18 protein-coding genes are annotated in these 25,929 nt (G+C 52.3%); 12 read left to right on the forward strand and 6 right to left on the reverse strand.

What is annotated here, in order from left to right; genetic code table 11:
* Nucleotides 1-39: 39 nt before the first annotated feature.
* Nucleotides 40-2,016 carry a BclA C-terminal domain-containing protein gene (locus tag SBI19_RS01540; protein ID WP_317964435.1) on the reverse strand — a complete coding sequence of 659 codons (1,977 nt, stop codon included), beginning with the start codon at nucleotides 2,014-2,016 and terminating at the stop codon, nucleotides 40-42.
* Between the two features lie 13 nt (nucleotides 2,017-2,029).
* On the reverse strand, nucleotides 2,030-3,646 hold the full coding sequence (locus SBI19_RS01545) for a glycosyltransferase (protein WP_317964436.1): 1,617 nt from the start codon (nucleotides 3,644-3,646) through the stop codon (nucleotides 2,030-2,032).
* A 143-nt stretch (nucleotides 3,647-3,789) separates the two neighbouring features.
* On the opposite strand from SBI19_RS01545, the gene SBI19_RS01550 reads away from it, so the two are divergent.
* The 5 genes from SBI19_RS01550 to SBI19_RS01570 all read left to right on the forward strand — a co-directional run bounded on the left by SBI19_RS01550 (nucleotide 3,790) and on the right by SBI19_RS01570 (nucleotide 12,406).
* Complete coding sequence (locus SBI19_RS01550; RefSeq protein WP_317964437.1) at nucleotides 3,790-4,911, forward strand: glycosyltransferase family 2 protein; 1,122 nt, start codon at nucleotides 3,790-3,792, stop codon at nucleotides 4,909-4,911.
* Between the two features lie 36 nt (nucleotides 4,912-4,947).
* Nucleotides 4,948-8,286 carry a fused isobutyryl-CoA mutase/GTPase IcmF gene (gene icmF / locus SBI19_RS01555; RefSeq protein ID WP_317964438.1) on the forward strand — a complete coding sequence of 1,113 codons (3,339 nt, stop codon included), beginning with the start codon at nucleotides 4,948-4,950 and terminating at the stop codon, nucleotides 8,284-8,286.
* Between the two features lie 215 nt (nucleotides 8,287-8,501).
* Complete coding sequence (locus tag SBI19_RS01560) at nucleotides 8,502-9,062, forward strand: maltose acetyltransferase domain-containing protein (RefSeq protein ID WP_317964439.1); 561 nt, start codon at nucleotides 8,502-8,504, stop codon at nucleotides 9,060-9,062.
* A gap of 95 nt (nucleotides 9,063-9,157) precedes the next feature.
* Nucleotides 9,158-9,856, forward strand: a complete 699-nt coding sequence (locus tag SBI19_RS01565) for an MBL fold metallo-hydrolase (RefSeq protein WP_317964440.1) — start codon at nucleotides 9,158-9,160, stop codon at nucleotides 9,854-9,856.
* Between the two features lie 165 nt (nucleotides 9,857-10,021).
* A complete protein-coding gene (locus tag SBI19_RS01570) occupies nucleotides 10,022-12,406 on the forward strand; it encodes a polyprenyl synthetase family protein (protein ID WP_317964441.1) in 2,385 nt (794 codons plus the stop codon).
* Here the strand turns inward: SBI19_RS01570 and SBI19_RS01575 are convergent.
* The 3 genes from SBI19_RS01575 to SBI19_RS01585 all read right to left on the reverse strand — a co-directional run bounded on the left by SBI19_RS01575 (nucleotide 12,382) and on the right by SBI19_RS01585 (nucleotide 14,587).
* Complete coding sequence (locus SBI19_RS01575) at nucleotides 12,382-13,290, reverse strand: DNA-primase RepB domain-containing protein (RefSeq protein ID WP_317964442.1); 909 nt, start codon at nucleotides 13,288-13,290, stop codon at nucleotides 12,382-12,384. The two genes, SBI19_RS01570 and SBI19_RS01575, sit on opposite strands and share 25 nt — an antisense overlap.
* A gap of 203 nt (nucleotides 13,291-13,493) precedes the next feature.
* Nucleotides 13,494-14,036 (reverse strand): NADPH-dependent FMN reductase, encoded by a 543-nt coding sequence (locus SBI19_RS01580; protein ID WP_317964443.1) that lies wholly within the window; start codon nucleotides 14,034-14,036, stop codon nucleotides 13,494-13,496.
* 305 nt (nucleotides 14,037-14,341) lie between these two features.
* Nucleotides 14,342-14,587 (reverse strand): DUF2798 domain-containing protein, encoded by a 246-nt coding sequence (locus SBI19_RS01585; RefSeq protein ID WP_317964444.1) that lies wholly within the window; start codon nucleotides 14,585-14,587, stop codon nucleotides 14,342-14,344.
* Nucleotides 14,588-14,803: 216 nt separating this feature from the next.
* Between SBI19_RS01585 and SBI19_RS01590 the strand changes: the two genes are divergently transcribed.
* From SBI19_RS01590 to SBI19_RS01615, 6 genes are read left to right on the forward strand one after another with little or no spacing between them, the layout of a single operon-like run.
* Nucleotides 14,804-16,246: an SWIM zinc finger family protein gene (locus SBI19_RS01590; RefSeq protein WP_317964445.1), complete on the forward strand. Its 1,443-nt coding sequence runs from the start codon at nucleotides 14,804-14,806 to the stop codon at nucleotides 16,244-16,246.
* 13 nt (nucleotides 16,247-16,259) lie between these two features.
* Nucleotides 16,260-18,119, forward strand: coding sequence for a HEAT repeat domain-containing protein (locus SBI19_RS01595; protein WP_317964446.1), 1,860 nt, complete (start codon nucleotides 16,260-16,262; stop codon nucleotides 18,117-18,119).
* Nucleotides 18,095-19,186 (forward strand): ATP-binding protein, encoded by a 1,092-nt coding sequence (locus tag SBI19_RS01600; protein WP_317964589.1) that lies wholly within the window; start codon nucleotides 18,095-18,097, stop codon nucleotides 19,184-19,186. Before SBI19_RS01595 ends, SBI19_RS01600 begins: the two co-directional genes overlap by 25 nt.
* Entirely contained in the window at nucleotides 19,144-21,528 is a 2,385-nt protein-coding gene (locus SBI19_RS01605; protein WP_317964447.1) for a DUF5682 family protein, read from the forward strand. Before SBI19_RS01600 ends, SBI19_RS01605 begins: the two co-directional genes overlap by 43 nt.
* 3 nt (nucleotides 21,529-21,531) lie before the next feature.
* Entirely contained in the window at nucleotides 21,532-22,782 is a 1,251-nt protein-coding gene (locus tag SBI19_RS01610) for a VWA domain-containing protein (RefSeq protein WP_317964448.1), read from the forward strand.
* A gap of 43 nt (nucleotides 22,783-22,825) precedes the next feature.
* A complete protein-coding gene (locus tag SBI19_RS01615; RefSeq protein WP_317964449.1) occupies nucleotides 22,826-23,566 on the forward strand; it encodes a hypothetical protein in 741 nt (246 codons plus the stop codon).
* A 71-nt stretch (nucleotides 23,567-23,637) separates the two neighbouring features.
* Here the strand turns inward: SBI19_RS01615 and SBI19_RS01620 are convergent, their stop codons facing one another.
* Nucleotides 23,638-24,531: a polysaccharide deacetylase family protein gene (locus tag SBI19_RS01620; RefSeq protein ID WP_317964450.1), complete on the reverse strand. Its 894-nt coding sequence runs from the start codon at nucleotides 24,529-24,531 to the stop codon at nucleotides 23,638-23,640.
* A 111-nt stretch (nucleotides 24,532-24,642) separates the two neighbouring features.
* Here SBI19_RS01620 and SBI19_RS01625 point away from each other — a divergent pair, with 111 nt between their 5' ends.
* Nucleotides 24,643-25,914 carry an ABC transporter substrate-binding protein gene (locus tag SBI19_RS01625; RefSeq protein WP_317964451.1) on the forward strand — a complete coding sequence of 424 codons (1,272 nt, stop codon included), beginning with the start codon at nucleotides 24,643-24,645 and terminating at the stop codon, nucleotides 25,912-25,914.
* The last annotated feature ends 15 nt before the right edge of the window (nucleotides 25,915-25,929 follow it).

Raw genomic sequence — 25,929 nt, forward strand, 5'->3', positions numbered from 1 at the left:
AAGGAGTCAGGTTCGTGCTTGTTTATTTAGATGGTTCAATTAGGACAGCAGAATAATGGTTAAGGCAGCTCCGGCTCCCGTTATTAATGTCGCAGCACCAAGCACGCCGAACATCTGAAGCGAGACCGTATCCCCAGCGGCAAGATTGATGACGACAACATTATTGAACTGGGAAGCGGACAAGACAGGATCTAAGATGCTCGCTGTTACTGGGGCGGCATTCACTAGCAACTGAGTTCCTATTGCGAGTGCTGCCGTCGTATTCACTTGATAGGTAACCATATACGTGCCCGTCACAGGTATGGTTATCGTATCGTCGGTACCATTGATTGTGAAGCCTCCGTTAAATAGCTGCGCATCCGGGAGCGGAATAAGCGTACCGCCGAGTACGATTGTGATAACGGCGCCCGTTGTATTGGCTGCAAAAGCGTGAACATCCGTGAAAGCACTGCCAGTTGCTCCCGTTGCCCCAGTGGTGCCTGTCGTACCCGTTGCTCCTGCTGCACCAGTCGCGCCTGGCGTACCGGCAGTACCAGTCTCACCCGTGGCCCCCGTTGAGCCAGGTGAACCAGTCGCACCTGGCGTACCGGCAACACCTGTTTCTCCGGTAGCACCAGTTGCGCCCGTAGCGCCAGGTGAACCAGTCGCACCTGGCGTACCGGCAGTACCGGTTTCACCAGTGGCCCCAGTAGCACCCGTAGCGCCCGTAGCGCCGGGTGCACCAGTCGCACCTTGCGTACCGGCAGTACCGGTTTCACCCGTGGCCCCTGTAGCACCCGTAGCGCCCGTAGCGCCGGGTGCACCAGTCGCACCTTGCGTACCAGGAGTTCCGGTCTCACCCATGGCCCCAGTTGCACCCGTTGCACCAGGTGAACCAGTAGCACCAGGCGATCCTGCAACGCCGGTTTCCCCGGTGGCGCCAGTAGCGCCAGTTTCCCCTGTAGCCCCAGTTGCGCCAGTCACACCTGGTGTACCAGTCGCACCAGGCGATCCTGCAACGCCGGTTTCCCCGGTGGCGCCAGTTGCGCCAGTAGCTCCTGGCGAACCTGTCGCACCTTGCGTACCAGCAGTACCCGTCTCCCCAGTGGCACCCGTTACACCAATGCCGGTTGCGCCTGTTAATCCTGTGTTTCCTGTCACGCCTGTCACACCTGTTGCTCCAGTAGCTCCAGTAAACCCAGTCGCCCCAGTCGAGCCGCTGCCCGTATCGCCTCTCGCCACTAGCAGCGTATAATCAGGTGACGACCCAGGAGTTCCGGTTGGATGATCTGTATTCGTGATATATAGACTGCCATTATAAACAACAAGTTGGTTTTCGGAATATTTTGACGCGCTTGCCGGGTTAAAAAAGGTGACGCCTTGCAGCCCAACGCCGGTCGCCCCGGTCGCTCCCGTTACGCCCGTGGCACCTGCTGAACCGGCAGCGCCTTGCGGGCCAGCCACACCTTCCGCCCCCGCGGGACCTTGAGGTCCAGCTGGACCGATCTCACCTGCAGGCCCTTGCGGTCCCTGCGGTCCCGGCACACCTTGCGGACCAGCAGGGCCTATCGAGCCTGCTGAGCCAGGCGCCCCAGGCGGTCCTTGCGGTCCAGCGGGTCCTGGCGCACCGGATTGCGAACCAAGCTGCCCGAAGCTGGCAGCAAGCCGCTGCTGATTCGAGCGAATGAGGCTAATGAGCTCATCTTTATCCGGTGGATCAACAGCGAAACGCAGGATGACGGTGCCGAGCGACATCAGCAGCTCCTCCGTAATGACGGCTGCGCCAAGCGGAGTGAAAGGGAATACTTCCGCTAACGTAATGTAATTCTCAAGAAGCGTCAGCAATGCTGCTTGTTCCACCACTTCTAAATTGATCGCAAGCACCAATCGGCGCAGCTCCCGAAGAAGAGCATTCAGCTGCGCGATGCTGCTAGGAGTAGGTGAACCGAGCACGGAAGGGAGCAATGCGGCAAGGTCATTCAACAGCTTCTTGAGCGCATTCAGCTGAGAGGCTGTAATCGGAATTTCATTATCCATCTCATTCAACTCCTCATTTCATTGCTGTCGGTATCGATTTCGAATGGACGGCGTTCTCATCCTCCTGCCAATTGATCAGTCTCGGATTGCTGCTAAGAATCGAATCATATTGCTCCTTCCAGCCATATCGAGCGCCAGGATCCAGCTGTTCGTAGCGTTCGGCCTTCAATCGTCGATCCGATTCGCGTGCCCAGCCCCAATGTTTCAACCGCAGGGGAGAGAGCGTTGGCATGATGTCCATCAGGTTGCGCGGAAACCTTCCGCAGTGCAGCTTCATTTCGTTCCAAACATAAGGAAAGCCCGCCACATAGCGAGTGAGGAAAGGACGATACGTCCGATGCGCCTGCCAAAATTCATCTTCGCGGTACTGATGCTCGTTCCAGAAATCGTACAAACGGAAGCAATACGTGTGTGCCGCCGAATTAGCCAATAGCCCGTGCACATCCTGCGTGAACCGGTCTTCGAAATACTCATCCGCGTCCAGATTAAGAATCCAAGAGGGGTTCAACTGGACCGTTGCATTCCACTGCTGCCGCCGCAGCTCGATCTCATTGGTGAACTTGGACTGCTCGTTCCGAACGTAATAGAGCGGAATGCCTTGCAATCGTTCATGAATGATGTCCGCCGTCGCATCCGTGCTCCCGTCATCGATAATGACAGCGCCGTCGATGTATTCCCGGTGTCTGCGCAGCGCATCGTCTAGATAGCGGCCTTCCTCATTGCATGCGACCATCGACAGCACAAGCTTCGGTCCAGCTTGGCGAACAAGCAGCTCGAAGACTTGCTTCGCTCTGCTGCTGCCGGCAGGCTCTGTTGTGCGGAAGAATTGATGCGCCTTGAGCAAATCCGATTCCCGGTATACATGGACAATGGGGTAGTGCGTATCCACAGCCAGTTCAATGCCAAGTGCAGCTGCGCGAACGCAAAAATGCCGATCCTCGCCCCACAAGGACAGGTTCGGTATGCGCTGGAACGATATGGGTTGATCGAGTGCAAGGCGGCTGATCAACGTACAGGCGCCTAACCCGCCTACTTCATATACGCCGGGGGTTTGCAGTTTGACGAGCAGATCGTTTCTTGCAGCAACGGCTTCAGGCGAGGCCTCATCACTGCCCTGCCATGGCCAATAGTGATCTTTGATCCATACCTGCGGAAGCTCCGGACCGCCTTGCTGCCATCGCGTCCAGAATAAACTCGATACGATCGGGCGATCGGCCTCCAGCAGCGATTCTACCGTCTCCGGATGAAGGATAAGGTCGGAGTCCACCAGCAGCAGCGCATCATAACCGCCATCGCGAGCCAATTGGATCATATGATCTTTCCAGCCTGCGATTTTGTCAATCAGATCGTCGTTCCAGTAATGCGTCGCTTCGTCCTTGTAATACGTCATCCTTGGGCTGCTGCCTGACCTTCCATCGATAATCTCAACCTTTGACTTGCCCTCGCTTCGAAGCGAATCGGCGAATTGCACTAGCAGCAGGCGGGAAGCGGGATCCTCGTTATCGTCGACTAGGACATAATCGCAAGTCCATGTACGCTGCGTAAGTCTTGCTGCAGCCTGCAGGAATAAAGCGAGAATCGATTGTTTCTGGCAGACCGGACTGCCGATTAGTACACGCCGCGTTGTCATCTCACCGCTCCCTTCGACAATAGTCATATTGGAAATTATGTTCCATAAATTAGTACTATTCGTCGCGTGTGCACTTTAAGGAAACAGCTTGTCTTGCAATGCGGCAGGCCATTGTGGACTTATGGGGAAAGGATAGGTGGCTTGTGATTACGATCAGTGTCGTTCTAATTGTGAAAAATGAAGAGGACGTGCTTGCACGCTGTCTAGACTCCGTTCGCGCTGCCGCCGATGAAATCGTCATCGTCGACACCGGTTCGACGGACCGAACAAGAGAGATTGCGGCCGAATATACGAGTGCGCTCTATTCGTTCGAATGGATGGATGACTTCGCCGCGGCGCGGAACTATGCGTTCAGCTTAGCTACGTCCGAATATATTATGTGGCTTGATGCAGATGATGTGTTGCTCGAAGTCGACCAAGAGAAGCTGCTGAAGCTGAAGGACGATCTGTCGCCGGACATCGATGCGGTGTCTATGAACTATCATCTAGCGAAGGATGAATACGGCAGGGTAACGAGCTCGCTGCGCCGCAATCGGCTTGTGAAGCGGTCACGCGGGTTTCGCTGGATCGGTGCGGTGCATGAATACCTCGAGGTGTATGGTCCTTCGATAGCATCCGATATTGCGGTAACGCATGCGAGTCTGCGGCATGACAGCGACCGAAATCTGCGTATCTATGAGAAGCGGCTAGCGGCAGGAGAAACGTTCAATGCGAGAGATACGTTCTACTACGCGAACGAGCTTAAGGATCATAGCCAATACGAGCAGGCGATCATCCAATATGCCAAATTTCTCCTTGGAGGAGAAGGCTGGGTAGAGGATAACATCTCGGCTTGCGCCAAGCTGTCGGATTGTTATTCTGCTCTTGGCAACGATGATATGATGCTTCATTATGCGTTAATCTCGTTTCGCTACGGCACGCCGCTACCGGAGTTCTGCTGCCGGATCGGGTACTGGCATCTGCAGAAGAAGGCGTATGATACAGCTGCCTATTGGTATCAAGCGGCGTTAAGCACGCCGAAGTCGGCACAGACTTGGTCGCTTCGCAACGATCAATGCGCCACCTGGCTGCCGCATCTGCAGTTGTGCGTCTGCTATGATCGGCTCGGCGATCATCAGCGCGCTTATATGCACAACGAGAAGGCAAGGGAATATCGGCCCAACGATGCATCTGTGCTGCACAATAAGAAGTACTTGGAAGAGATCTTGTTCCCAGAACGAAGAGAAATACGACCGGTAGAGCAAACAAACAAGATGTCCATATAGACTGCATGATCACGTACAGAGCGGGGAGGAGAAGCTGTGCAGACAGATGTGTATCGCCCAAGCTGCTATGTTCGTTTTGTAACGGCTGCCGCGCTGTTCGATGGACACGACGCTTCCATTAATATCATGCGGCGAATCTTGCAATCGTCTGGCGTCGAGGTTGTGCATCTCGGCCATAACCGTTCGGTCCAAGAGGTTGTTCGTACGGCGATTCAAGAGGATGTGCAGGGCATTGCCGTCAGTTCTTATCAGGGCGGTCATATTGAATATTTGACCTATATGCATGATCTGCTTCAGCAAGAGGGAGCAGGTCATATTCGTATTTTCGCAGGCGGTGGCGGCGTCATCATTCCTGCAGAGATCGAGCAGCTGCAGCAGCGCGGCATTGCCCGCGTGTTCTCGCCAGAGGATGGACGACAGCTGGGTCTGCAGGGAATGATCAACGAAATGATACGCGCTTGCGATCATCCGACGCCGAAGATGGCGGAGCTTGACTATGCCGTTCTGCAGACTCGCAATGACGGCTCCATTGCGCGGCTTATCACGTTGGCAGAGGAACGAGCCGCACAGCTTCCGTTAGATAGAGACAGCGAGGCTGTGCTGCATTCAATAACTGCTTCTATTAATCACAAGAAAGATGTCGCTCACGCATCGACGCCAGTCATTGGCATTACAGGGACAGGTGGCGCGGGCAAAAGCTCGCTGACCGACGAGCTGGTCCGCCGCTTTCTCGATCATTACCCGGACCGGTCGATCGCCATCCTGTCGATTGACCCCTCCAAGCTGAAGTCTGGAGGCGCGCTGCTTGGCGATCGCATTCGAATGAACGCCATCCACCATCCGAATGTATATATGCGAAGTCTCGCGACAAGAGGTTCCGGATCTGAAATAAGCGATGCGCTGAAAGATGCGATCGCGATTGTGACTAGGGCGTGTTTCGATCTGATCGTCATAGAGACGAGCGGCATTGGACAGGGCGGGGCTGCGATTGTTGATCTATGCGATATCGCCGTCTATGTGATGACAAGTGAATACGGCGCGGCTTCGCAGCTGGAGAAAATCGACATGATCGACTATGCCGACATCATTGTCATTAATAAATTCGAGCGACGAGGATCGGAGGATGCGCTTCGAGACGTGCGCAAGCAGTTCAAACGGAGTCGGCTGTTGTTCGATGTGCCCGATGCGGAATTGCCCGTGCTTGGCACGATGGCAAGCCGGTTCAACGACCCGGGGACGACGGCGCTTTTTGCCACACTCATGCAGATCGTTGTGAAGAAAACGGGAGTCCACTGGCCTATACGACAGACGACAGGGAGCAAGGTGTCCGCTGCCAGCACTGGAAGTCGGGTAGAACAATCGGCATCGCGTCACATTATACCGCCTGAACGAACGGGATATTTGCGAGAGATCCTCATTACCGTTCGCGAATACAGGCAGCAGGTAGATGAGCAAGCGACGATAGCTAGGCAGCTTGCTCAATTGAAGGGTGTCCGGCAGATCGTACAGGCGGATGACGGAGCTCCAACTGAAGCTGGAGTGCCGAATGCTCAGTCATTGTTGGAGAAATTGGACGGCATGATCTCGCAGACTGAAGCACGGCTGCATCCCGAATATCGTAAGCGCTTAATCGACTGGCCGGCGGTCCGAGCACAATACCTTCAAGATCGACTTACCACGAAGGTTCGGAACACGGAGATCATGACGGAACTATACACCGAGTCGTTATCGGGAAGCCGCATTCCTCGCATTAGTCTGCCAAGATACAGCGAAGACGGCGACATGCTGCGATGGCTGATGTTGGAGAATTTGCCGGGCTACTACCCCTATACGGCAGGCGTATTCCCGTTCAAGCGAACGAACGAGGATCCGAAGCGCCAATTCGCCGGTGAAGGGACGCCGGATCGAACGAACCGTCGTTTTCATTACTTGTGCATGAATGATGAAGCCAAGCGATTGTCGACTGCGTTCGACAGCGTCACCTTATATGGGCAGGATCCGGATACAAGGCCCGACATTTATGGCAAAATCGGCAACAGCGGCGTCAGCATCTGCACGTTGGACGATATGAAGAAGCTGTACGCGGGCTTCGACCTTTGTCACCCGTCCGTCAGCGTATCGATGACGATTAACGGACCTGCGCCGATCATTCTGGCGATGTATATGAATACTGCGGTTGATCAGCAGGTTGAACGATTTGCCTTGACGCAGGGCAGAGCACCGAATCCGGCAGAGTTTGAAGCGATCCAAGCGGAGACATTGCGGACGGTTCGCGGTACGGTTCAGGCGGATATTCTGAAGGAAGATCAAGGTCAGAATACGTGTATTTTCTCAACCGAATTCGCGCTTAGAATGATGGGCGATATCCAGCAATATTTTATCGAACATCAGGTGCGAAATTATTACTCGGTCAGCATTAGCGGGTACCATATTGCTGAAGCAGGAGCGAATCCGATTACGCAGCTGGCGTTCACGCTGGCGAATGGGTTCACGTATGTGGAGTATTATTTGTCCCGCGGGATGAAGATTGATGAGTTTGCTCCTAACCTGTCTTTCTTCTTCAGCAATGGTCTGGATCCAGAGTACAGTGTGATGGGCCGAGTGGCGCGCAGAATATGGGCTGTCGTGATGAAGAACCGTTACGGCGGCAATGAGCGGAGCCAGAAGCTGAAGTATCATATTCAAACTTCGGGGCGCTCCCTGCATGCGCAGGAGATGGACTTCAATGATATTCGTACGACGCTGCAAGCGCTGATCGCGATCTATGACAACTGCAATTCGCTTCATACGAATGCGTATGACGAGGCCGTGACGACACCGACGGAGAACTCCGTGCGCCGGGCGATGGCCATCCAGCTCATTATTAATCGCGAATTCGGCATGGCGAAGATCGAGAACCCGCTGCAGGGATCGTTCGCTGTAGAGGAATTAACCGACCTTGTCGAAGAAGCGGTACTGCGTGAGTTTCAGCGGCTGCATGACCGCGGAGGCGTGCTCGGCGCGATGGAGACGGAATATCAGCGGGGCCGCATTCAAGAGGAATCGCTTCATTACGAGCATAAGAAGCATACGGGCGAACTGCCGATCATCGGCGTCAATACATTCATGAATGCAGGAGCGCAGGAGGCGCAGATGGGGGAGTTGGAGCTTGCCCGTTCGACGGAAGCAGAGAAGCAGACGCAGATCAACAATTTGCAGGCGTTCCGGCAGAAGCATCAGCATGAATGCGCCGCTGCTTTGGATCGATTGAAGCAGGCTGCACGCGCGGATGGTAACCTATTTGCGATGTTAATGGACACGGTTCGTGTTGCCACGCTCGGGCAGATTACGCGAGCATTGTACGAGGTCGGAGGACAATATCGCAGGAATATGTAATGGCATTAAGTATTTATTTTATGACATTAAATATAGATAGTAATTAATGCAGTTAATAATCGAAATTAAGCTCCAATTATTCAGATTATTCGCCTTGTCTGCTTATACAGACAGGGCTTCTTTGTATGCGCAACCCCGCAACGCGGCGTATTCTTCGGCTGTTGGCTGGGTTATAATGGAACGGATATTAAATGAAGTGGAAGGAGCTATGGAAGATGACAACGGAGAAAGAAAAGATGCTTCGCGGCGAGCTCTATTTTGCCGGAGACGAGGAATTGGTGAGGGATCGTGTGAACGCACGCCGTCTGACCCGTTTGTATAATGAAACCTTGGAGACCGAGTTCGGTGTACGGTCTGAACTAATAAATGAGTTGTTCGGTACGGTAGGTAAAGGTGCTTACGTGGAACCGACATTCCGCTGCGATTATGGCTATAACATCCATGTCGGCGACAATTTCTATGCCAACTTCGATTGTGTGTTTCTCGACGTTTGCGAAATTCGAATCGGCGACAATTGTTTCATAGCGCCTGGTGTGCATGTGTACACAGCAACCCATCCGCTTCATGCGAAGGAGCGTACCTCCGGCGCTGAATTCGGCAAGCCGATCGTCATCGGCAACAACGTATGGATCGGCGGACGCGCGGTCATCAACCCGGGGGTGACGATCGGTCATAACGTTGTGATCGCATCAGGCGCGGTCGTTACGAAGGATGTACCGGATAACGTCGTTGTAGGCGGCAATCCTGCGAGGGTCATCAAAGAGATCCCGTTGTAGGCTGACCTGCAGCAAAAAGGCTATTACGAGAAGTACATGGAATAGGATTGTCCGGCATATGTTCTGACAAGAACAGATATCCGGGGGTATGAGAGATGACGTTGCAGCGAGTCGTGGATCGCGTCTATAGATTGCCGATCAGACAAGTGAATGTCTATTTGCTGGAAACCGAGCAAGGTCTCGTCTTGATTGACACGGGTTATGAAGGAAGTGCTCCCGCTATCCTTCAGGCGATTCGCTCACTAGGCTGTGAATCATCGGATCTGAGGACCATTCTGCTGACGCATGCTCATCCCGATCATGCCGGCAGTCTCGGCGCCCTTAAACAAGAAGTGCCTGACGTTCGGATTTATGCCAGCGAACAAGATATCTCCATCGTGTCCAAGCGGGAGAAACAGCGGACGATTAAGCCCGCTCCAGGGTTATTGAACGCTATTCTGTTCCGTATTCTCATCCGAGGCGACGGCGTAGTTGAGCCAGCGCCGCTTGATGGTGTGCTGCAACATGGAAAGGTTCTTGATTTCGCCGGCGGATTGCAAGCGATCTTCACGCCAGGTCACAGCTACGGGCACTTTGCGTTTCTGCTTCCGAGCCATGGCGGCGTATTGTTTGCAGGAGATCTTGCAGCCAATATGTCCGGACTGAATTTAAATATTGGGTACGAGCATCTGGAGCAAGGACTTGAGACGCTCAGAATGGTTGGCCAACTTGACTATGAAATCGCTTGTTTCGGGCATGGCAATCCGATTATGAAGCAGGCGTCTGCAAGGTTTCGCGCCAAATGGCCGAGCTGACTTAAGGAAAGTACAAATGTGCAGACAGCTGTCAGTTTGCTTGCGGTTGCACCTATTTTTGATAAGAGTAGGTTGGTCAACGCGTCTTTGCGTAACCAGAATAATTTTGCTTCGTATACAATAGGCATACTGGTAGACGACAGAGAAGCTGAGGTATATCTATAGATGAATATGCAATCCATTGTCCACGCCGATTCTAGTTATCGGCTGGCTGAGAGCAAGGCAAGTCAATATTTTGCGTCGCTGCATGAGCAGCTGCAGAGAAAGTCGTATGTAACGACTCTGACAGAAGACATAGGCCAATGGAAGAGAACCCATACGTCAAGTCGGTCATGGTTGGCAATACTGATGCGACGTACAACACAATCGAATACAACTGATTACCATCGATATATGCAATGGATGCATCGTACCAATAGATTGGAGGCTTATCTGGATCGCAGCGTCTCCTATATTTATATGCGCGATCTCGGCATGGCGTTGGATGAACCAGCTGTAAAAGCGCGAATCCAGCGCGTTGTCAGCGATGTCAAACGTCTTCTCGCTCAACCTTCCAAGGCAGGCAGGGGAGAAACGCCGACATTCATTAGTATGGCAGAGCTCTATCAATGGGCGCAGAAGGAAGGCGTAGAGACGGCCGTCATCTGGGCGCTTGGCAAGCTGAAGAACGTATCGGATCACATGCCAGAGGGAATGAGTGCCGAACATGCACAACGCAAGCTGATCAAGATTATTGTTGGCGTCGTCATGCATGCGAACGAAGCGTTAATCGAGGAGCGCTCGCCTGCAGTGCGCAGCCGAAGATTGGATGAAGCCATTAGGCTCGGTTACTCCTATGGATTGACCTATCCTTTCGTAGACGATCTGCTGGATGCGCAGGTGTTGTCAACGGATGAGAAAGCGCAGTATTCCCGCATGATACGGGAGGCGCTGCTGACCGGATCGGTGCCGGCTCTTCGCGAGTGGAGCGGTTCGAACGCGAAGCTGGTTCACTTCGTGCACGCCGAGCTCCAAGAGGCGTTCGAATATATTAAGAAACATCAGCAGCCCGAGACGCAGCAGTTTTTTTTCGAGCAGGCCTATGTATTTTTTCATTCACAGGAGATCGACCGCGCGAAGGTGTTGACTCACGCAGCCTACACGAACGAAGAGCTCTACATTCCTATCATATTAAAATCCGCTTCTTCCCGCTTGATCGCTCGTTCCGTCTTAGGTTCGAATTCGGATGAGGGGTTCGAACATCGGACTTTTCATTATGGGATTTACAATCAGCTCGCCGACGATTTTGCGGACTTGTTTGATGATCAACGAGATGGCGCCGTAACACCCTTTACGTATTATTTGGCCCACCGCGAGCAGCGGCCGGATCTAATCAACCCGTTCGAATTATATTGGACGGTCATAAGCCATCTGATCCACGACGTGTACCACCATGATCCGAAAGCCCGCGAGGTTATTCTGAATCGGGTGATCAACGGACTGAAGCGCTGCCTGAAGCGACTAGGAGCAGAAGCGTACAATCGGATGATGGCGATTTTTGCCCCGGATGCTCCAGCGTTTAATCGGTTGATTCAACAGATGGTTAAGCAAGCGGATGATGTGGATTTCCTCGATAAGCTGATTCGAGACCAATTGGTCGTTCACCTGAGAGAGGAGAAGCAGCAGAAGGAACAATTCGCTGAAACCGTTCGAGCGGCGAAGGAACAAATCAACAGTACGCTGCAGATTGCGAAGACCGAAGGCATGCTCCCGATGAAAGAGACGCTGATCGACGCTGCGAATTACAGCCTTACCGGAGACGGGAAGCGTCTGCGTCCTGTATTGACCTGGGTGATGGGGGTTCATGAATACGGCTTGCAGCCATCGTCAATCGTGCCATTATTGCGATCGTTGGAATATATGCATACGGCATCGCTCATCTTCGACGATTTGCCTTCGCAGGATAATGCGGACACTCGAAGAGGACGGGCGACGCTTCATCAAGTGCATAACAGCGCTACCGCCGAATTAACGGGCCTCCTGCTCATTCAACGCGCAACGCAGGAACAAGCTTCGCTGCAGTCTTTCGACCCGAATCATGTGCTTGCGCTCATTCGTTATTCCGCGCTCAAGGCGGAGGATCTATGCGCGGGGCAAGCGATGGATCTGAGTACCAAGCGCATGGTACTGACGCAGGAGCAGTTGAATACGATTTGTTACTACAAAACAGGTATCGCATTCGAAGCTGCATTGGTCATGCCAGCCATTCTGGCACAAGTGAATGAGCAGGAGATTACGGTACTGAAAACATACGCCTACCATGCGGGAATCGCGTTCCAGATCAAAGATGATCTGCTGGATACGGAGGGCGATGAGCGATTGCTCGGGAAGCCGGTCGGCAAGGATGTCGAGAACGATCGATCGACTTTCGTGACCGTGTTAGGAATAGATGGGGCGAACAAAGCGATGTTGAAGCATTACTGTCTTGCGATGGATGCGCTCCACAGCCTATCTCGTCGCATCGTTTTTCTAGAACATCTGCTGAATTACATGATTAATCGGGACCGCTGAGTGCGTTGCGCGCCGGCGCCGACGTTCAACTGCAGCGATGAAACAAGTTCATTTTGCGAGAAGGGCTGAGATCGGCCCCATTGCTTTACTTTGACCATGAAGGGGTCGCTTGGATCTTTCATATGATAGAAGCCGGGCACTCGCATCGCTCTTGAGAGATTGGTAATTCTCGGATCGGAGTTGAATTTGTTCACTAACGCTTTCTGAATCGGTTCGAACTTGTCGAGCGATCCATCCTGTATCGGCCAGTACATATGAAAGCCGTTCTTCGTCTCCACGATCATGGCGTCTTTAATGCTGCTGCGATGTCGATTCAAGTAGGTTTTCTTTAATTGCTCGATGCGGGATTTCGTTCGCTCCGCCAGCAGGAGGTATCTGCTGTTAGGGGTGCGAGTAATGCTGACAGAGGCGATGGACTCGGACTTAGAAGCTTTGAGCGACTTTGCCTTCTCCAATGCTTGCTCCTTCGTATCCGTTATGGTGGACGCTTTGTTCAGGTCGACATCGATGAAATGCGCGCGTATGTCTTGAAAGCTGCTCTGGCGTGACTGCCGATAATTCACTTCCATGAAGATGGCATATCCTCGCGCGTTCTGCCCGAACAGGTGAACAGGCTGACCGTTAGTCGAGTAGAACGTAATGAACGGCACTTGCTGTTCGATGAGATGAAAGGGCTTATATAAGGGGATGACCGGCATTCTGTTATAAGCATTGTTGTCATTGCTGTTGCTGCTGTATCGCTGGTAGTAATTGTTCTGCGCATCATGGACCAGCACGAACCGAAGCTGTTCCTCGTCTTTATATCCCAACTTCTGGAAGAATCGATGGGTTGCGCTTAATTGCTTCTGCACAGGTGTGTTGTTCTTGCCAGGCTTTCGTTTCACGCTGGTGACATCCTCCTTCTAGACTGGCGTCGCTGGATGTTTGTTCGCTACACAATCTTATTCAGGCTTAGCTCTTGGAGTGTAGGAAACAACACCCAATTCATTGGAAGTCGTGTTGTCATCGAGTTATACGAAAAAAGCTGTCCACCGTCAATTGACGGAAGGACAGCTTCAGCTTGATTAGGATTCGATGATCGAACCGACTATTGACGAAGCGTCTTCAGGGCGCCGCTCCAAGCAAGAACTTGGTCAAGCATGCCGTTGACATTCGTCAGGTGAAGGTCGTTTGGCTTGAATACCGAGCCGTTCTCGAAGTCCGTGAACAGGGAGAGGGCAGGGTGTACGCGAACGTCTGCGACAGACAGCTCGCCGAGGATGCCTCTGAGGTGCTCAGCAGCGCGTGCGCCGCCAACGGAGCCATAGCTCACGATACCAGCAGCTTTGTTGTTCCATGCATCACGTGCATAGTCGAGTGCATTCTTCAGCGCGCCAGTAATGCTGTGGTTGTATTCTTGCACGATGAATACGAAGCCGTCGAGCGTAGCAAGCTTCGCGTTCCAAGCTGTAGCTTGTTCTGTTGCATCAGCTTCGCCAAGGAGTGGAAGTTTGTAATCTGCGATATCTACGATTTCATAGTTTGCATCGCCGCGTTTGTCAGCAACGCTCTTGACCCACTCACCAACTTGCGGACTTACACGACCTTGGCGCGTGCTGCCAAGAATAATACCGATATTCAATTTCGACATTTTACTTCCTCCTTAGGTTGTCAGTTGGTTCCTTGTGTTAAGGTAACATCACCGTTGAACAGTTTTTCCCATAAGCTCCTGACGTTATACAGAACACATGGTAAAATTATGATAGCTCGATGTAATTCCTTTTGTCAAGGTACTTACAAAAAGTTTGTATTTAATATGATAATAGTAACGAAGTCCTACATTGTCGGTGTTCGACAAATAAAAACTGCACCCCATGTTAGATCAAGTCTAACAACTGGCGTGCAGTTTATTGAAGGCGGCTCATTGTAACGAACCTATCGGTATAAGTGAGGCCGCTAATTTGTTTTGTCCACAAAATGAATCTTCTTCATTACCCTCTGAATGCCCTTAGGGAAGAAGTAAGCGCCGAAGAAGGCGCAAATAAAGGCCTGGGACCACGTCTTTAACCACGAATGCAGGAACAAGCTGCTGTCGCTGTAGCCGAGGTTGATCGAAGATAAGATGAAAGAAATAAATAAACTCATGCTGAAAGCCATCAGAAATGCAAAAACAATGCTTTTATACTTCAAATTGATCTTCATTGCCAATTACCCTCTCACATTCATAAAATCGATTTTCATATTATCTTACTTCTTGCGACAATAATCAATTTCTTTATTTTCTCATTAATCACAATCAAGACATATTCGGACCGATGAATAGCGTATTTATCATCCAGAGCTTTCTGATCATGACAGACAGGAAAAAATCCAGGTGATGTGGAAATTAGTGTAATCCTGATCCATGCGAGGTAGAAGATGAACACATTAACGGAAGCCTATGTCGATAGTCTCGCTCCTAATGCGGGGGCAATCAAGAACGGCAGGGATCTTGCTCGTAAAAATAGTTTTCCTGTCCGATGCGTAACGGAAGACCGTACGCTCTTGTTCGGAGCGTGCAAGGGCAGCGGCAAAGAGCCGTATCGCTGCTCGATTGATTTTATTCAAGAAGGCAATCCTGTCTTTCGCTGCACCTGCCCAAGCCGTCAATTCCCGTGCAAGCATAATCTCGGGCTGCTCTATGCTTACGTCGCTAACGCAGGTTTCGAGACAGCGGATGTACCAGCGGACATCGCAGACAAACGCGACAAGGCGGAGAAGCGGGAAGAGAAGAAGCAGGCTGCCGAGAGTGAAGGTGCCCCGAAAGCTCCGCGCAAAGTGAACAAATCGGCGTTAGTGAAGAAAATTGCTGCTCAGCTCGAAGGTCTGTCGATCCTAGACAAGCTGGTCCTGCAACTCGTGCATAATGGCTTAGGCAGCATGGATAAAAAATCCATTCAGCTCATTGACGATCAAGCAAAGCAATTGGGCAATTATTACATACCAGGTGCACAGGCGGCGCTCCGCGAGCTGCTGCTTCTGCTCCGTGAAGCTAACGATCGAGAAGCGAGCTACACGCAGGCGATAGAGCAGCTGATCTACTTTCAGTCGCTCGTGAAGAAGAGCCGTTCGTATCTCGAACAACGTGCTGAGCAGCCGGATCTGCCGATGGAGACGGATTCGACGCTGGAGGAGCTGTTAGGCCATGCTTGGCAGCTGGCTGAGCTGCGCGAACTTGGTCGGACCAAGCCGAGCGTAGAGCTGCTGCAGCTTTCGTTCTTGTCCTATGCGGACCATGCCCGCGGCGAGTTCGTAGACACCGGATGGTGGATCGATTTGGAGGATGGCACGATTCGCGTGACCCGTCATCTGCGTCCTTTCCGCGCTGCGAAGCAAATGAAAGAAGAGGATTCGATCTATGCGGTTATTCAGACCGATGAGCTGTTTATCTATCCGGGCGAGCTGAATGCGCGTGTTCGATGGGAGCATTCCCGTTTCCGAGACGTTCATGAGGCCGACTACCGCAAGGTAAAGCAGCTAGCTGCCGTTTCTTATCCGGATGTGATCAAGAAAGTGAAGAATCAGGTCAAGAATCCTCTCTCGGACAAAATGCCTGCCGCACTCGTCGCCTTCCAATCGGTTGAGCGAGTGGACGATGAAACCTACATCCTGCGCGACGCGCAGAACAAACAAATTCCGCTCGTGTCGAACTTGTTGGAAACACCGCAGCAGCCGCATGTCATTCTCGGGCTGATGCAGCCGGAAGAGTTGAAGGATCAAGCAGCGCTTATCATGTTCCGTCATGAGATGGATAGCGGCCGGCTGGTTGCCCAATTGATGAGCATAATGACGGATAGCCGGCTTGTTCGGCTGCTGTATTAGAGGAGAGACGACCATGAGTGTAGAGCTATTGCATGACTTGCAGCAAGAGGTTCGGCGCTTGTTCATCGCAGGCAGCGCGCTGGCGCAGGGAGATCTGCGTATCGCGAAGCTGCAGCCGCAATTGAAGAAGCTGGGCGAATCCGCGCCAGTGTTCAATCGGATTGCGGATGCGTCTGACGCTGTGCTGACCGCCTCGCGCGAAGACAGTGCCGTGAAGCTGCTGGAGTTGGCGACGCTTCTGAGCGCTGTGCTGCATACGCAGGGGAAGACGGAGACGGCAGGCGAACTTCATCCCGTAATAAGTACAGGTATTCCGTTATCGACGGACATATCCTATCGGCGATTAAAGCCTTTGCTCGATATCCTGACGACCAAAGGGCAAGGAAGACTGGAACAGCTCAGACAGGCTGTGCAAGACGGCATCCACATGGACCTTCGTGCGCTTCCGGTTATGTGCCGCGCGTTGGACGAAACCTTTCCTGAGATTGCAGAGCTCATAACCGACACGATCCGCACAGGTTATGGTCAGCTGGCAGTCCCGGTGCTGCGTGAGCAGATCAATGTTCAAGGAGGCAAGGGGGACGTCCGCAGACTGCAGCTGATTCACCAACTTAGCGGAGTTTCTGCGGAAGTTGAACAATTGCTGCTGAACGCAGCCACGCAGGGTTCGGTTGACTTAAAGATTGCAGCGATCAGCCTGTTGGGCGATTACAAGCAGCAGGAATCGTTATTGCTGGAGCTGAGCCGCGACAAGCGTAAAGAGGTACGGCAGGCGGCCCTGCATGCCCTCGCATCCATCGGAACGGATGCTGCGTTAGACCGTTTGTGTGAAGCGCTCACATCCAAGGATCGCGATCTTGCCGTTGAGCCGATTCGCCGAGCGCAATCCGTTAAGCTGCTTAGACGAATTATCGGTCTTGCGAGCCAACAAGTCGAACAGTTCGTGTCTGCATCGCCGGAGAGTAAAGAGCGAACCAAAGCAGCTGAGCAGCTTCACGCGGAGGTTCTCTGCTTGCATGGCGTAGAAACCGAGCTGGCATCATCGAACATGAGCTGGCATCGCCGCATTACCATCTCTCCAGCGACCCTTGCGTGCACAGAGGAATGCTTTGCACTGCTTCGCACGATCTTATCGAGCGCGGAGTTTATCGCACCGGAGACCGAGGTTGTTCGGGATAACGCAGCCGAGCTGCTGCTCTCGATTAACACAGAAGATAGTAATCGCCTGCTAATGGAACATCCGCATACGAATGCGGTCAATCTGTTGGCTTTCCGATTCCGTGCGGCATACAGGCAGCTGCGGCCGTCCGAGCTGTATGAACGATTCTCGCCGCTTCTGGAACGTCCAGCCACTGCTGAGGCGAAGGAGCTCAGCGACGCCATCTGGCACGTCGTGAAAGTTCAATATCCCGATAACGATAGTAGGGGAGTAAAGGTAGAAGACTGGGATTCACGATGGCTGCGGCTCTTTATCTCATCGGATAACGTTGTGCTGGTATCTGCCTTCACCCAGCGTTCAGATCCTTCCAGCGCTCCTTATTTGCTAGCCAAGCTGGACATTAAGGCGGGGTTGAGCAATTACATAAACGTACGCATTATGTTCGCTTTATTCCGTATTCGGCACGCAGAATCGCCGGAATTGCTGCTCCAATTAATAGAACGAAGTCGATATCATCATCTTTATGAATCTACCAAACAGTTGATTGCCGCATTACCGAGAAGCTATGTGCCTCGGCTGCGGGCCATCATTGGGGACGAGTGGTATTACCGAGAAATCATCGAGATCGCAGATGCAATAGAAGCTGCGCCAACCGATTTAATTGAGGAGAGTGGATCTGGATTATGGCGATGGATAACAAGCAAGCTGTCTTAAGATTACCAGCCGAGAAGCTGTATGCTCATGAGCTCGAAGCGCTGCGAGCAGCCGATCAAGATACGAAGCCCGCGGGATGGCAGCTGTCGCCTCGTTCGGTATTAACCTTCCTCATTGGAGGACAGGCGGGAGCAACGACGATCACGCCGAAGTATATCGGCAACAAGCGCTTAGTGGAGATGGCGATTGCAACGCTGCTGACGGACCGTGCGCTACTGCTTATCGGCGAACCGGGAACGGCGAAGTCATGGCTTTCGGAAAATTTGACGGCCGCCATTCACGGCGACTCGTCCAAAGTGGTGCAGGGAACGGCAGGCACGAGCGAGGAGCATGTGCGGTATTCGTGGAACTACGCGCTCCTTCTGGCGCAGGGTCCGTCTGATCAAGCACTCATTCGAAGCCCGATCCTTCGCGCCATGGAGAGCGGCGGCATCGCTCGCTTCGAGGAGATCTCGCGATGCGCGTCCGAAGTACAGGATGCGCTCATCTCCATCCTGTCCGAGAAGACGATCGCGATTCCGGAGCTTGGCCGTGAAGTATCCGCACAACGCGGGTTCTCGATCATCGCGACGGCCAACACGCGAGATCGCGGCGTTAACGAAATGTCCGCGGCGCTGAAGCGGCGGTTCAATATTATCGTGCTGCCCGCGCCGTCCAGCCTTGATACGGAGATCGACATTGTACGGCGCCGTGTTGGCGAGATCGCTGCCAGCTATGAGCTTGGGGCGGCGCAGCCGGATGATGAAGCGATTCGCAAGGTTGTGACGATATTCCGCGAGCTGCGCAGCGGCGTTACGCTGGACGGCAAGGAGAAGGTGAAGCCGCCGAGCGGCGTCATCTCGACGGCGGAGGCGATCTCGCTGCTGACGGGCAGCATGGCACTTGCAGGAAGCTTCGGCAACGGTCAGCTGACGGATGAAGATATTGCCGCTGGCCTGCAAGGGGCGATCGTGAAGGACGATGCGAAGGACCAGCTCGTCTGGAAGGAATATCTCGATAATGTAATGAAAAAACGAGGTGCAACATGGCGAAGCCTGTACAGCGCATGCTCGGAGATGAATGGGTGAGCGGCGCCGCGACCGGGCCGCACTATTGGGGCATCCGGCATCTATCGCCAGCCGGTGCCTATCATTTGATCAGCCTGCTGAACCAGGTGAAGCCGACGGCAGTTCTCATTGAAGGGCCAAGCGACGCGGGGCACCTTGCGGCTCAACTTGTGGCGCGCGGCGTTGTGCCGCCTGTTGCCATGCTGGCTTATACGGAACAGCTGCCGGTGCGAACGCTGCTGTATCCTTTTGCCGACTATTCGCCTGAATATCAAGCGCTCCTGTGGGCGCAGCGGAACGGAAGCCATGCAACTTTCATCGATCTGCCGACGGATGTGTCGCTTGCATTGAATGAGCTGAGGCGCAGGGCTATTGTTACTGCTGCGGAACCAGCGGAACAAGAAGGTGATTCGGATTCTTCCGAATCGATCAGCTTCGGCTCCATTCAACATGATCTGTACGCGCGTATCACGGAGTTGTCGGGCGAACCGGATTATGAATCGTATTGGGAACGGTACTACGAGCATCTTCTTCAACCGGACGCCTATCAACAAGCAATCGTGCATTTCTCTGCGACGTTTCGGGACATGACGGAGGAGATGGAGAGGCGAATCGCTCCGCAGGAGGTCGCTTACAACGAAATTCGCGAAGCCTATATGAGGCGGCGTATTCATGATGCGATTGCAAGCGGTCATCAGGCGGATCGAATTGTCGTTATCAGCGGGGCGCATCATACGCCGGCATTGACGCTTCAGCTTCCGATCATGACCGACGACGACATGCAGAAGCTGCCGCGAGCTGCGACGCGAATGACATTGATGCCCTACTCGTATTACAAGCTGTCTTCGCATTCGGGGTATGGAGCGGGGACGGTTGCGCCTGCTTATTACGAGCTGCTGTGGCAGAGCATGAAGCATGGCGAGCTGGACAAGCTGCCTGCCTTGTATTTGTCGGCTGTTGCCCAGCAGCTGCGCGAGCAAGGTACATGGCGTTCGACCGCCTCCGTTATCGAGGGGGTTCGGTTAGCAGAGGCGCTCGCATCGATGCATGACGGTTTGCAGCCGACATGGCGCGATCTGCGAGATGCTGCAACCGTGCTGTTCGGGCATGGTGAATTGAGCGTTGTCGCTGAAGCGCTTGCTCGCATTGATATTGGAACGGCTATCGGCAGCTTGCCGGAGGGCGTCAGTCAGACGCCTGTACAGGATGATCTGAATCGCCAGCTGAAGCGGCTGAAGCTGGAGAAGTACAAGTCGCTCGTGTCAGCAGACTTAGAGCTTGATCTGCGCGAGAACCGCCGAGTGAAATCGGAGGAAGCGGCTTACTTGGACTTGAATCGTTCGGTCTTCCTTCATCGTCTGCTTGTTCTTGGCATTCGATTCGCGCGCAAAGGGAATGTCAGACAGGCCGATGCGACGTGGGCGGAGCATTGGGTGCTGCAATGGTCGCCGGAAGCCGAGATTGAGACGGTCGAATCGACGTTGAAGGGCGAGACGATCGAGCTGGCTGCGGCTTATGTCATTCACGAGGAGCTGCTCGCCGCCACCGACATCGAATCGGCCGCGAAGCTCATTCGCAAGTCATGCGACTGCGGTCTGCCGCAAGTGATGGGGCAGGCGACGCATGCGCTCCAGCAGCTCGCTGTGGATGCAGGAAATTTCGAACAGATTGCAATGACGGTACATGAACTTTCGATCCTGCTGCAATACGGTTCCATCCGCCGAATCGATACGGAATCGCTCGTCCCGCTCCTTCAGCAGTTGTTTCTGCGCGGCACTTTACTGCTCCTTGAGGCATCAGGGTGCAATGACGAAGCAGCGAACGCGATGGTGAGCGCCATTCATGCCATGAGCACGGCAGCGCAAGAGCATTATGATGTCGTCGATGAAACGCTGTGGACAGCTAAGCTTAAAGAACTGGCCGAGCGAGATGACCGGAATGCGAAGCTGTCGGGTTATGCATTCTCGATTCTGTTGGAACGACACGAAGCGGGCGAAGAGCAGTGCGCAATGGAGGTATCGCGGCGGCTGTCGCCTGGCATCCCGGCAGACATTGGCGCAGGCTGGTTCGAGGGACTGGCGATGCGCAATCGATATGGGCTGCTGTCGCGCCCATATCTGTGGCAGGGGCTGGATCAATACATTGCTTCGCTGGAAGAAGAGCCATTCAAGCGGTCGCTCGTCTTTCTGCGCCGAGCGTTCGGTTCTTTCGAGCCACGGGAGAAGGCTGCGATTGCCGAATTAATGGGCGATCTGTGGGGTGCTGGCGCAGATGTAGTTGGGGAGGCGCTGCAGCGTCCGCTCAACGAGGAAGAGAAGGTTCAGCTCGATGAGCTGAACGATTTTGATTTTGGAGACCTGTAGCCTATGACGATACCTGATCAACAACAAATGAAACGTTGGCGGCTTATTCTAGGCGCTGCGGCGGATGAGCAGTTGCGAACCGCGCAGGGCAGCGGCGCCCCAGGCGCAGAACTGTTGGATGAGGAAGCGCGTCTGATGGATGAGGCGCTTGCTGCGATCTACGATGGCGCTTCGGGAGAAAGCGGTGGCGCTGGCGCTGGCGGACATTCCGGTGCCCAAGGCAGCGGTAGTCAGCCACGATCAGCGGGATTGGGAGCTTCATCGCCTAAGCTTGCCAAATGGCTGGGCGATGTCCGAACATTCTTCCCGCCGGATATCGTATCGGTCATTCAAGCGGATGCCGTTCATCGCAAAGGTCTGACGCAGCTGTTATTCGAGCCGGAGCTGTTATCCCAAGTGAAGCCCGATATCGGCATGGTGGCGACTTTAATGTCGCTGCGCGGTCATATTCCGGAACGGACGAAGGAGACGGCTCGGAAGCTGGTGAGCGAAGTTGTCCAAGAGATTATGAAGCGGCTCGAGCAAGATTTGACGCGCGCAGTTACCGGCGCCTTGAATCGCAGGCAGCATACGCCGCTGCCGTCGATGAGCGGCTTAGACTGGTTGACGACGATCCGTCGGAATCTGAAGCATTATGATGTCGAGCGGCAGTTGCTTATACCACAGAAGGTGTATTTCTTCGATCGTGCTCGCAAGAGCAAGGAATGGACCGTCATTCTCGATATTGACCAGAGCGGTTCGATGGCGAATTCCGTTATTTACGCTTCGATTGTAGGTTCGATCTTCGCAAGCATGCCATCGCTGGATACGCGGGTGGTTGCTTTTGACACCGCAGTCGTTGACTTAACGGAGCAGTGCGCCAACGATCCAGTCGATATGCTGTTCGGCATTCAGCTGGGAGGCGGTACGGATATCAATCTGTCGATCCAGTATTGCGAGCCTTTCATTACCGAACCGAAGAAAACGATGTTCATCCTTGTCTCCGATTTGTACGAAGGCGGCAATCGGACGGAAATGATCCGCAGGCTGAAGGAGATGCATGAGGCAGGCGTCAAAGTCATCTGTCTGCTCGCGCTCGCAGATGATGGCGTACCCTCGTATGACGAAAATGTTGCGCGGAAGCTCGCCCAGTTCGGCATTCCATGCTTCGGCTGCACGCCTGACAAGCTGCCTGAGCTGATCGAAGGGGCTTTGAAGGGGCTGGATTTGCAAGTATTGGCCGCAAGAACAGGGAAGAGCGGGTCAAGCTTGTAACATTGGCGTGGTCGAAGTCGTCTAATGAATGAGGTGATAGAAAGTGTATCGATTACGACGACTTCGGCGATTGACAGGATGGACGCTCGCGATCTGCCTCATCCTGGCCGCAACCGGCTGCGGTGAGAAGATCAAGGAGAAAATGAGACCATCGACAGACTGCGGCGGGGTTATCGATTGGGTAGATTTCGTGATGATCAATGATATTACCTATGGCCGCAATGTGGATGGTGTCGGTACGGTTTCTTCGGATCAGCTTGGCGAGAAGGTGGGAACCGTCGCTTATATGCTTGACGAGCATGCTTGTGCGGATCATAAAGCCGTTAACGGCGATGCTGCCTTTCTTCCGATTGGAACACCGATCTATGCGATGAAAGGGTACAAACCGTCGTTCCGTGTCATCGCTGATAACAAGGTCTATCAAGCAGGTACGAACCCTAACGCAAGGACGATGGCGGATTTATTGGATATCGAGGGTAAAGTCGCGAGAGTCGGTCTCGACAGCGGCAATGATGGCAGTGCGATCGGTGATTTCACGCCAGAAGCTTCTGAACAATTCGTTCAATTGCTGCTGCCGCTGGCGTATGTCGGAACAGACGAGACGTATAAGAAGACGATGCATGAATCGGGTGTCTTCCTTCGCGTCTATCTGAAGGACGGAACATCGTTCCGAATGGTATTCTACCCGAAGGCGAACGCCATTGGCGGCGCATTCGGTACAGAACCGTTAAAGGCGCTGATCATGGCGGAGCGGCAGCGCATTAAGGCAGCGGCAGGTCTGTAGAGTGGCTGTGAATATACGATATGAAGAGGCTCCTGTGTCCGATATGGCCACAGGAGTCTTTTTTGCAACCTCTATAACCTTCTTTGCAAATCGCGAACTTCTTTCCAAGATAGGAGATGGATTTCCTCCAGACGCAATATCTGCATAATTTCATCGTCTTGAAGTAGTTGATGTTCGATTTCCCGCTCCGAATAGCAATCTGTTAATGCTCGCAGTGAATCCGTCACTAGAGAAGGATGAACCGTCAACTGCGTAATGCCAGGTTGCAATGAATGCAGCAGTTCCATCAATTTAGCCTTCATGATGGCGTATTCAGGCATAGGTTGGAAGGAATAGGGGAGTGCGATCATATCGTCGATTAGTACAATGCCACGTTCTCGCGCTGAGACTAATCGAGTCTGAAACAACTGAAGCTGGTCATTATTAAAATAAGGTTGTTCAACAATCCGACGAGGCAGATTGAACGGCAGCTGGTATTTGATGCTTAGATCAAATGCGATTTCTAGAAAGTCTCTCCCCGTATGCAGTCCGAACAAGCTTCCAGCATGGTTGTCCAAATGAGTAACATCAACGCCCGATGCATAGGCCTGTTGAATTTGTGTTTCAAGCTCGATTCGCACCTCTTCGACATCTGCCTGACGTTCGAACTGAGCACAATCGATATGGAACGTACCGTCCGACCGGGTAATACTCGATAGAGGGCGCTCTTGATAAACCGGCGAATAGTTCTGATAGTTGTCACTCGTTAAAGTGAGATGGATGCCGAATTGCTTAACTCCAGCCGCTATGCTTCTGTTAATCGCATCCACTGATGAGAGACAAGGCATCATAAGAGACGCAGATGAAAGGCGACCGGAAACGAATAAACGGATAATGGATTCATTGGTTCCTTGAGTAAGACCGAAATCATCAGCGTTAATGATCAGCAGTTTGTCAGCAGCGGAGTACCCCAACTGTTGGAGCATGATTCAGCCTCCTGTAAAATATTTTATATGGTAGTAATGATACAATTCCTAAAGTATGATGGAGTGAAGCGTTTCCTACTCGGCTTGATTAAGAAGGAGAAACGAGAAATAATGCAGAAAGTCAGAAATAGCGTGCCTTTCGTTTTTGCCTTAACTATAATACTTTCAGCCTGTACTCACAATAATCCGCAGACTGAGCAAGATTACAACAGTTCCTTAAAACCAAGAGAAAATCAGGTGCTTACAGTTTTAACCAACCGAGTTGATTTGATTGAAAATGGTAAATTGCAGCGATATGCAGATGAATTCGAACAAATGCATCCAAATGTCGCAGTGCAATTTCAAGGGTTCAGTAACTATACTGCAGACATTATGGCACGCCTAGCCACCCAAAACATGGGGGATGTATTACTTATTCCAGCGAACATGTTATCGCAAGACTTACCACAATATTTTGAACCACTGCCAAATACATTGTTCAAAGATATTCGATTCTCTGACTACAAATCGTACGATAACATCAGATATGGTATTACTACTGGTGTATCTACCGTTGGAATCATTTACAATAAGAAAGCTTTTCAAAAAGCAGGAATTAATGAGATACCATCCACATTAACTTCTTTTTTTAAAGCATGTGAAAAGTTAAAACAAGTTGGCATTACACCCGTTATTCTAAATTATGGAGCCCGATGGCCGATGAAAATCTGGGGAGAGGATCTAGTCAGTTTCATGTCCGGAAATGCCAATTATTTAAACGAGATGGTAAACGAAGAGAAACCTCTGGTTCTTGATAACGCTTGGGGAAAATCGATAACAATTGTACAATCTCTTATTAGTAAGGGCTACGTTGAGACTAATTTAATGGAGGATCAATGGGAAACATCCAAGCAGAAACTAGCAAGCGGAGATGCTGCTATGTACTTTAATGGTAATTGGTTTATCAAACAGGCAATTGAAGCAGGTGCTAATCCCGAAGATCTGGGATTCTTTCCGTTTCCGTACAATAATGACACTATTCATTATGCACCACTGTTTCCGGATTTCTTCTTAGGTGTGAGCAAATTTAGTCAGAATAAACACTTAGCCCAGGCATGGATTGAATTCTACGTAAAGGAATCCGGGGTTGTAGAGGAAGAAGGGTTTCTTCCTGTCAACTCATCAATCTCCATAGATAGCAGTTCGCCTCAAATAAAACAATTTATATCTTATTCACCGATGTTTCTAGAAAGTGTTCCGCCCAATGATCAATTTCTTCGAACAGCAAATGCAGCGAACTGGAATTTATGGTCAGGTGAATATGTTCAGGAGTGGGTTGCAACTACTGACCTGCAAACCGTCTTTGACCAATTCAATGATAGATGGAACAAAGCTAAAGAGTAAGTCCCGCATTAAAAG

This window comes from Paenibacillus sp. CCS19 (genome assembly GCF_033239625.1).
Classification (GTDB): domain Bacteria; phylum Bacillota; class Bacilli; order Paenibacillales; family Paenibacillaceae; genus Paenibacillus_T.

Excerpts from the sequence above, each read along its gene's own strand:
- SBI19_RS01565 (WP_317964440.1), top strand. The coding sequence starts at position 9,158 with ATGACGTTGCAGCGAGTCGTGGATCGCGTCTATAGATTGCCGATCAGA.
- SBI19_RS01560 (WP_317964439.1), top strand. The coding sequence starts at position 8,502 with ATGACAACGGAGAAAGAAAAGATGCTTCGCGGCGAGCTCTATTTTGCC.
- SBI19_RS01540 (WP_317964435.1), bottom strand. The coding sequence starts at position 2,016 with ATGGATAATGAAATTCCGATTACAGCCTCTCAGCTGAATGCGCTCAAG.
- SBI19_RS01590 (WP_317964445.1), top strand. The coding sequence starts at position 14,804 with ATGAACACATTAACGGAAGCCTATGTCGATAGTCTCGCTCCTAATGCG.
- SBI19_RS01620 (WP_317964450.1), bottom strand. The coding sequence starts at position 24,531 with ATGCTCCAACAGTTGGGGTACTCCGCTGCTGACAAACTGCTGATCATT.
- SBI19_RS01625 (WP_317964451.1), top strand. The coding sequence starts at position 24,643 with ATGCAGAAAGTCAGAAATAGCGTGCCTTTCGTTTTTGCCTTAACTATA.
- SBI19_RS01585 (WP_317964444.1), bottom strand. The coding sequence starts at position 14,587 with ATGAAGATCAATTTGAAGTATAAAAGCATTGTTTTTGCATTTCTGATG.
- SBI19_RS01610 (WP_317964448.1), top strand. The coding sequence starts at position 21,532 with ATGACGATACCTGATCAACAACAAATGAAACGTTGGCGGCTTATTCTA.
- SBI19_RS01605 (WP_317964447.1), top strand. The coding sequence starts at position 19,144 with ATGGCGAAGCCTGTACAGCGCATGCTCGGAGATGAATGGGTGAGCGGC.
- SBI19_RS01600 (WP_317964589.1), top strand. The coding sequence starts at position 18,095 with ATGGATAACAAGCAAGCTGTCTTAAGATTACCAGCCGAGAAGCTGTAT.
- SBI19_RS01570 (WP_317964441.1), top strand. The coding sequence starts at position 10,022 with ATGAATATGCAATCCATTGTCCACGCCGATTCTAGTTATCGGCTGGCT.
- SBI19_RS01580 (WP_317964443.1), bottom strand. The coding sequence starts at position 14,036 with ATGTCGAAATTGAATATCGGTATTATTCTTGGCAGCACGCGCCAAGGT.
- SBI19_RS01595 (WP_317964446.1), top strand. The coding sequence starts at position 16,260 with ATGAGTGTAGAGCTATTGCATGACTTGCAGCAAGAGGTTCGGCGCTTG.
- SBI19_RS01545 (WP_317964436.1), bottom strand. The coding sequence starts at position 3,646 with ATGACAACGCGGCGTGTACTAATCGGCAGTCCGGTCTGCCAGAAACAA.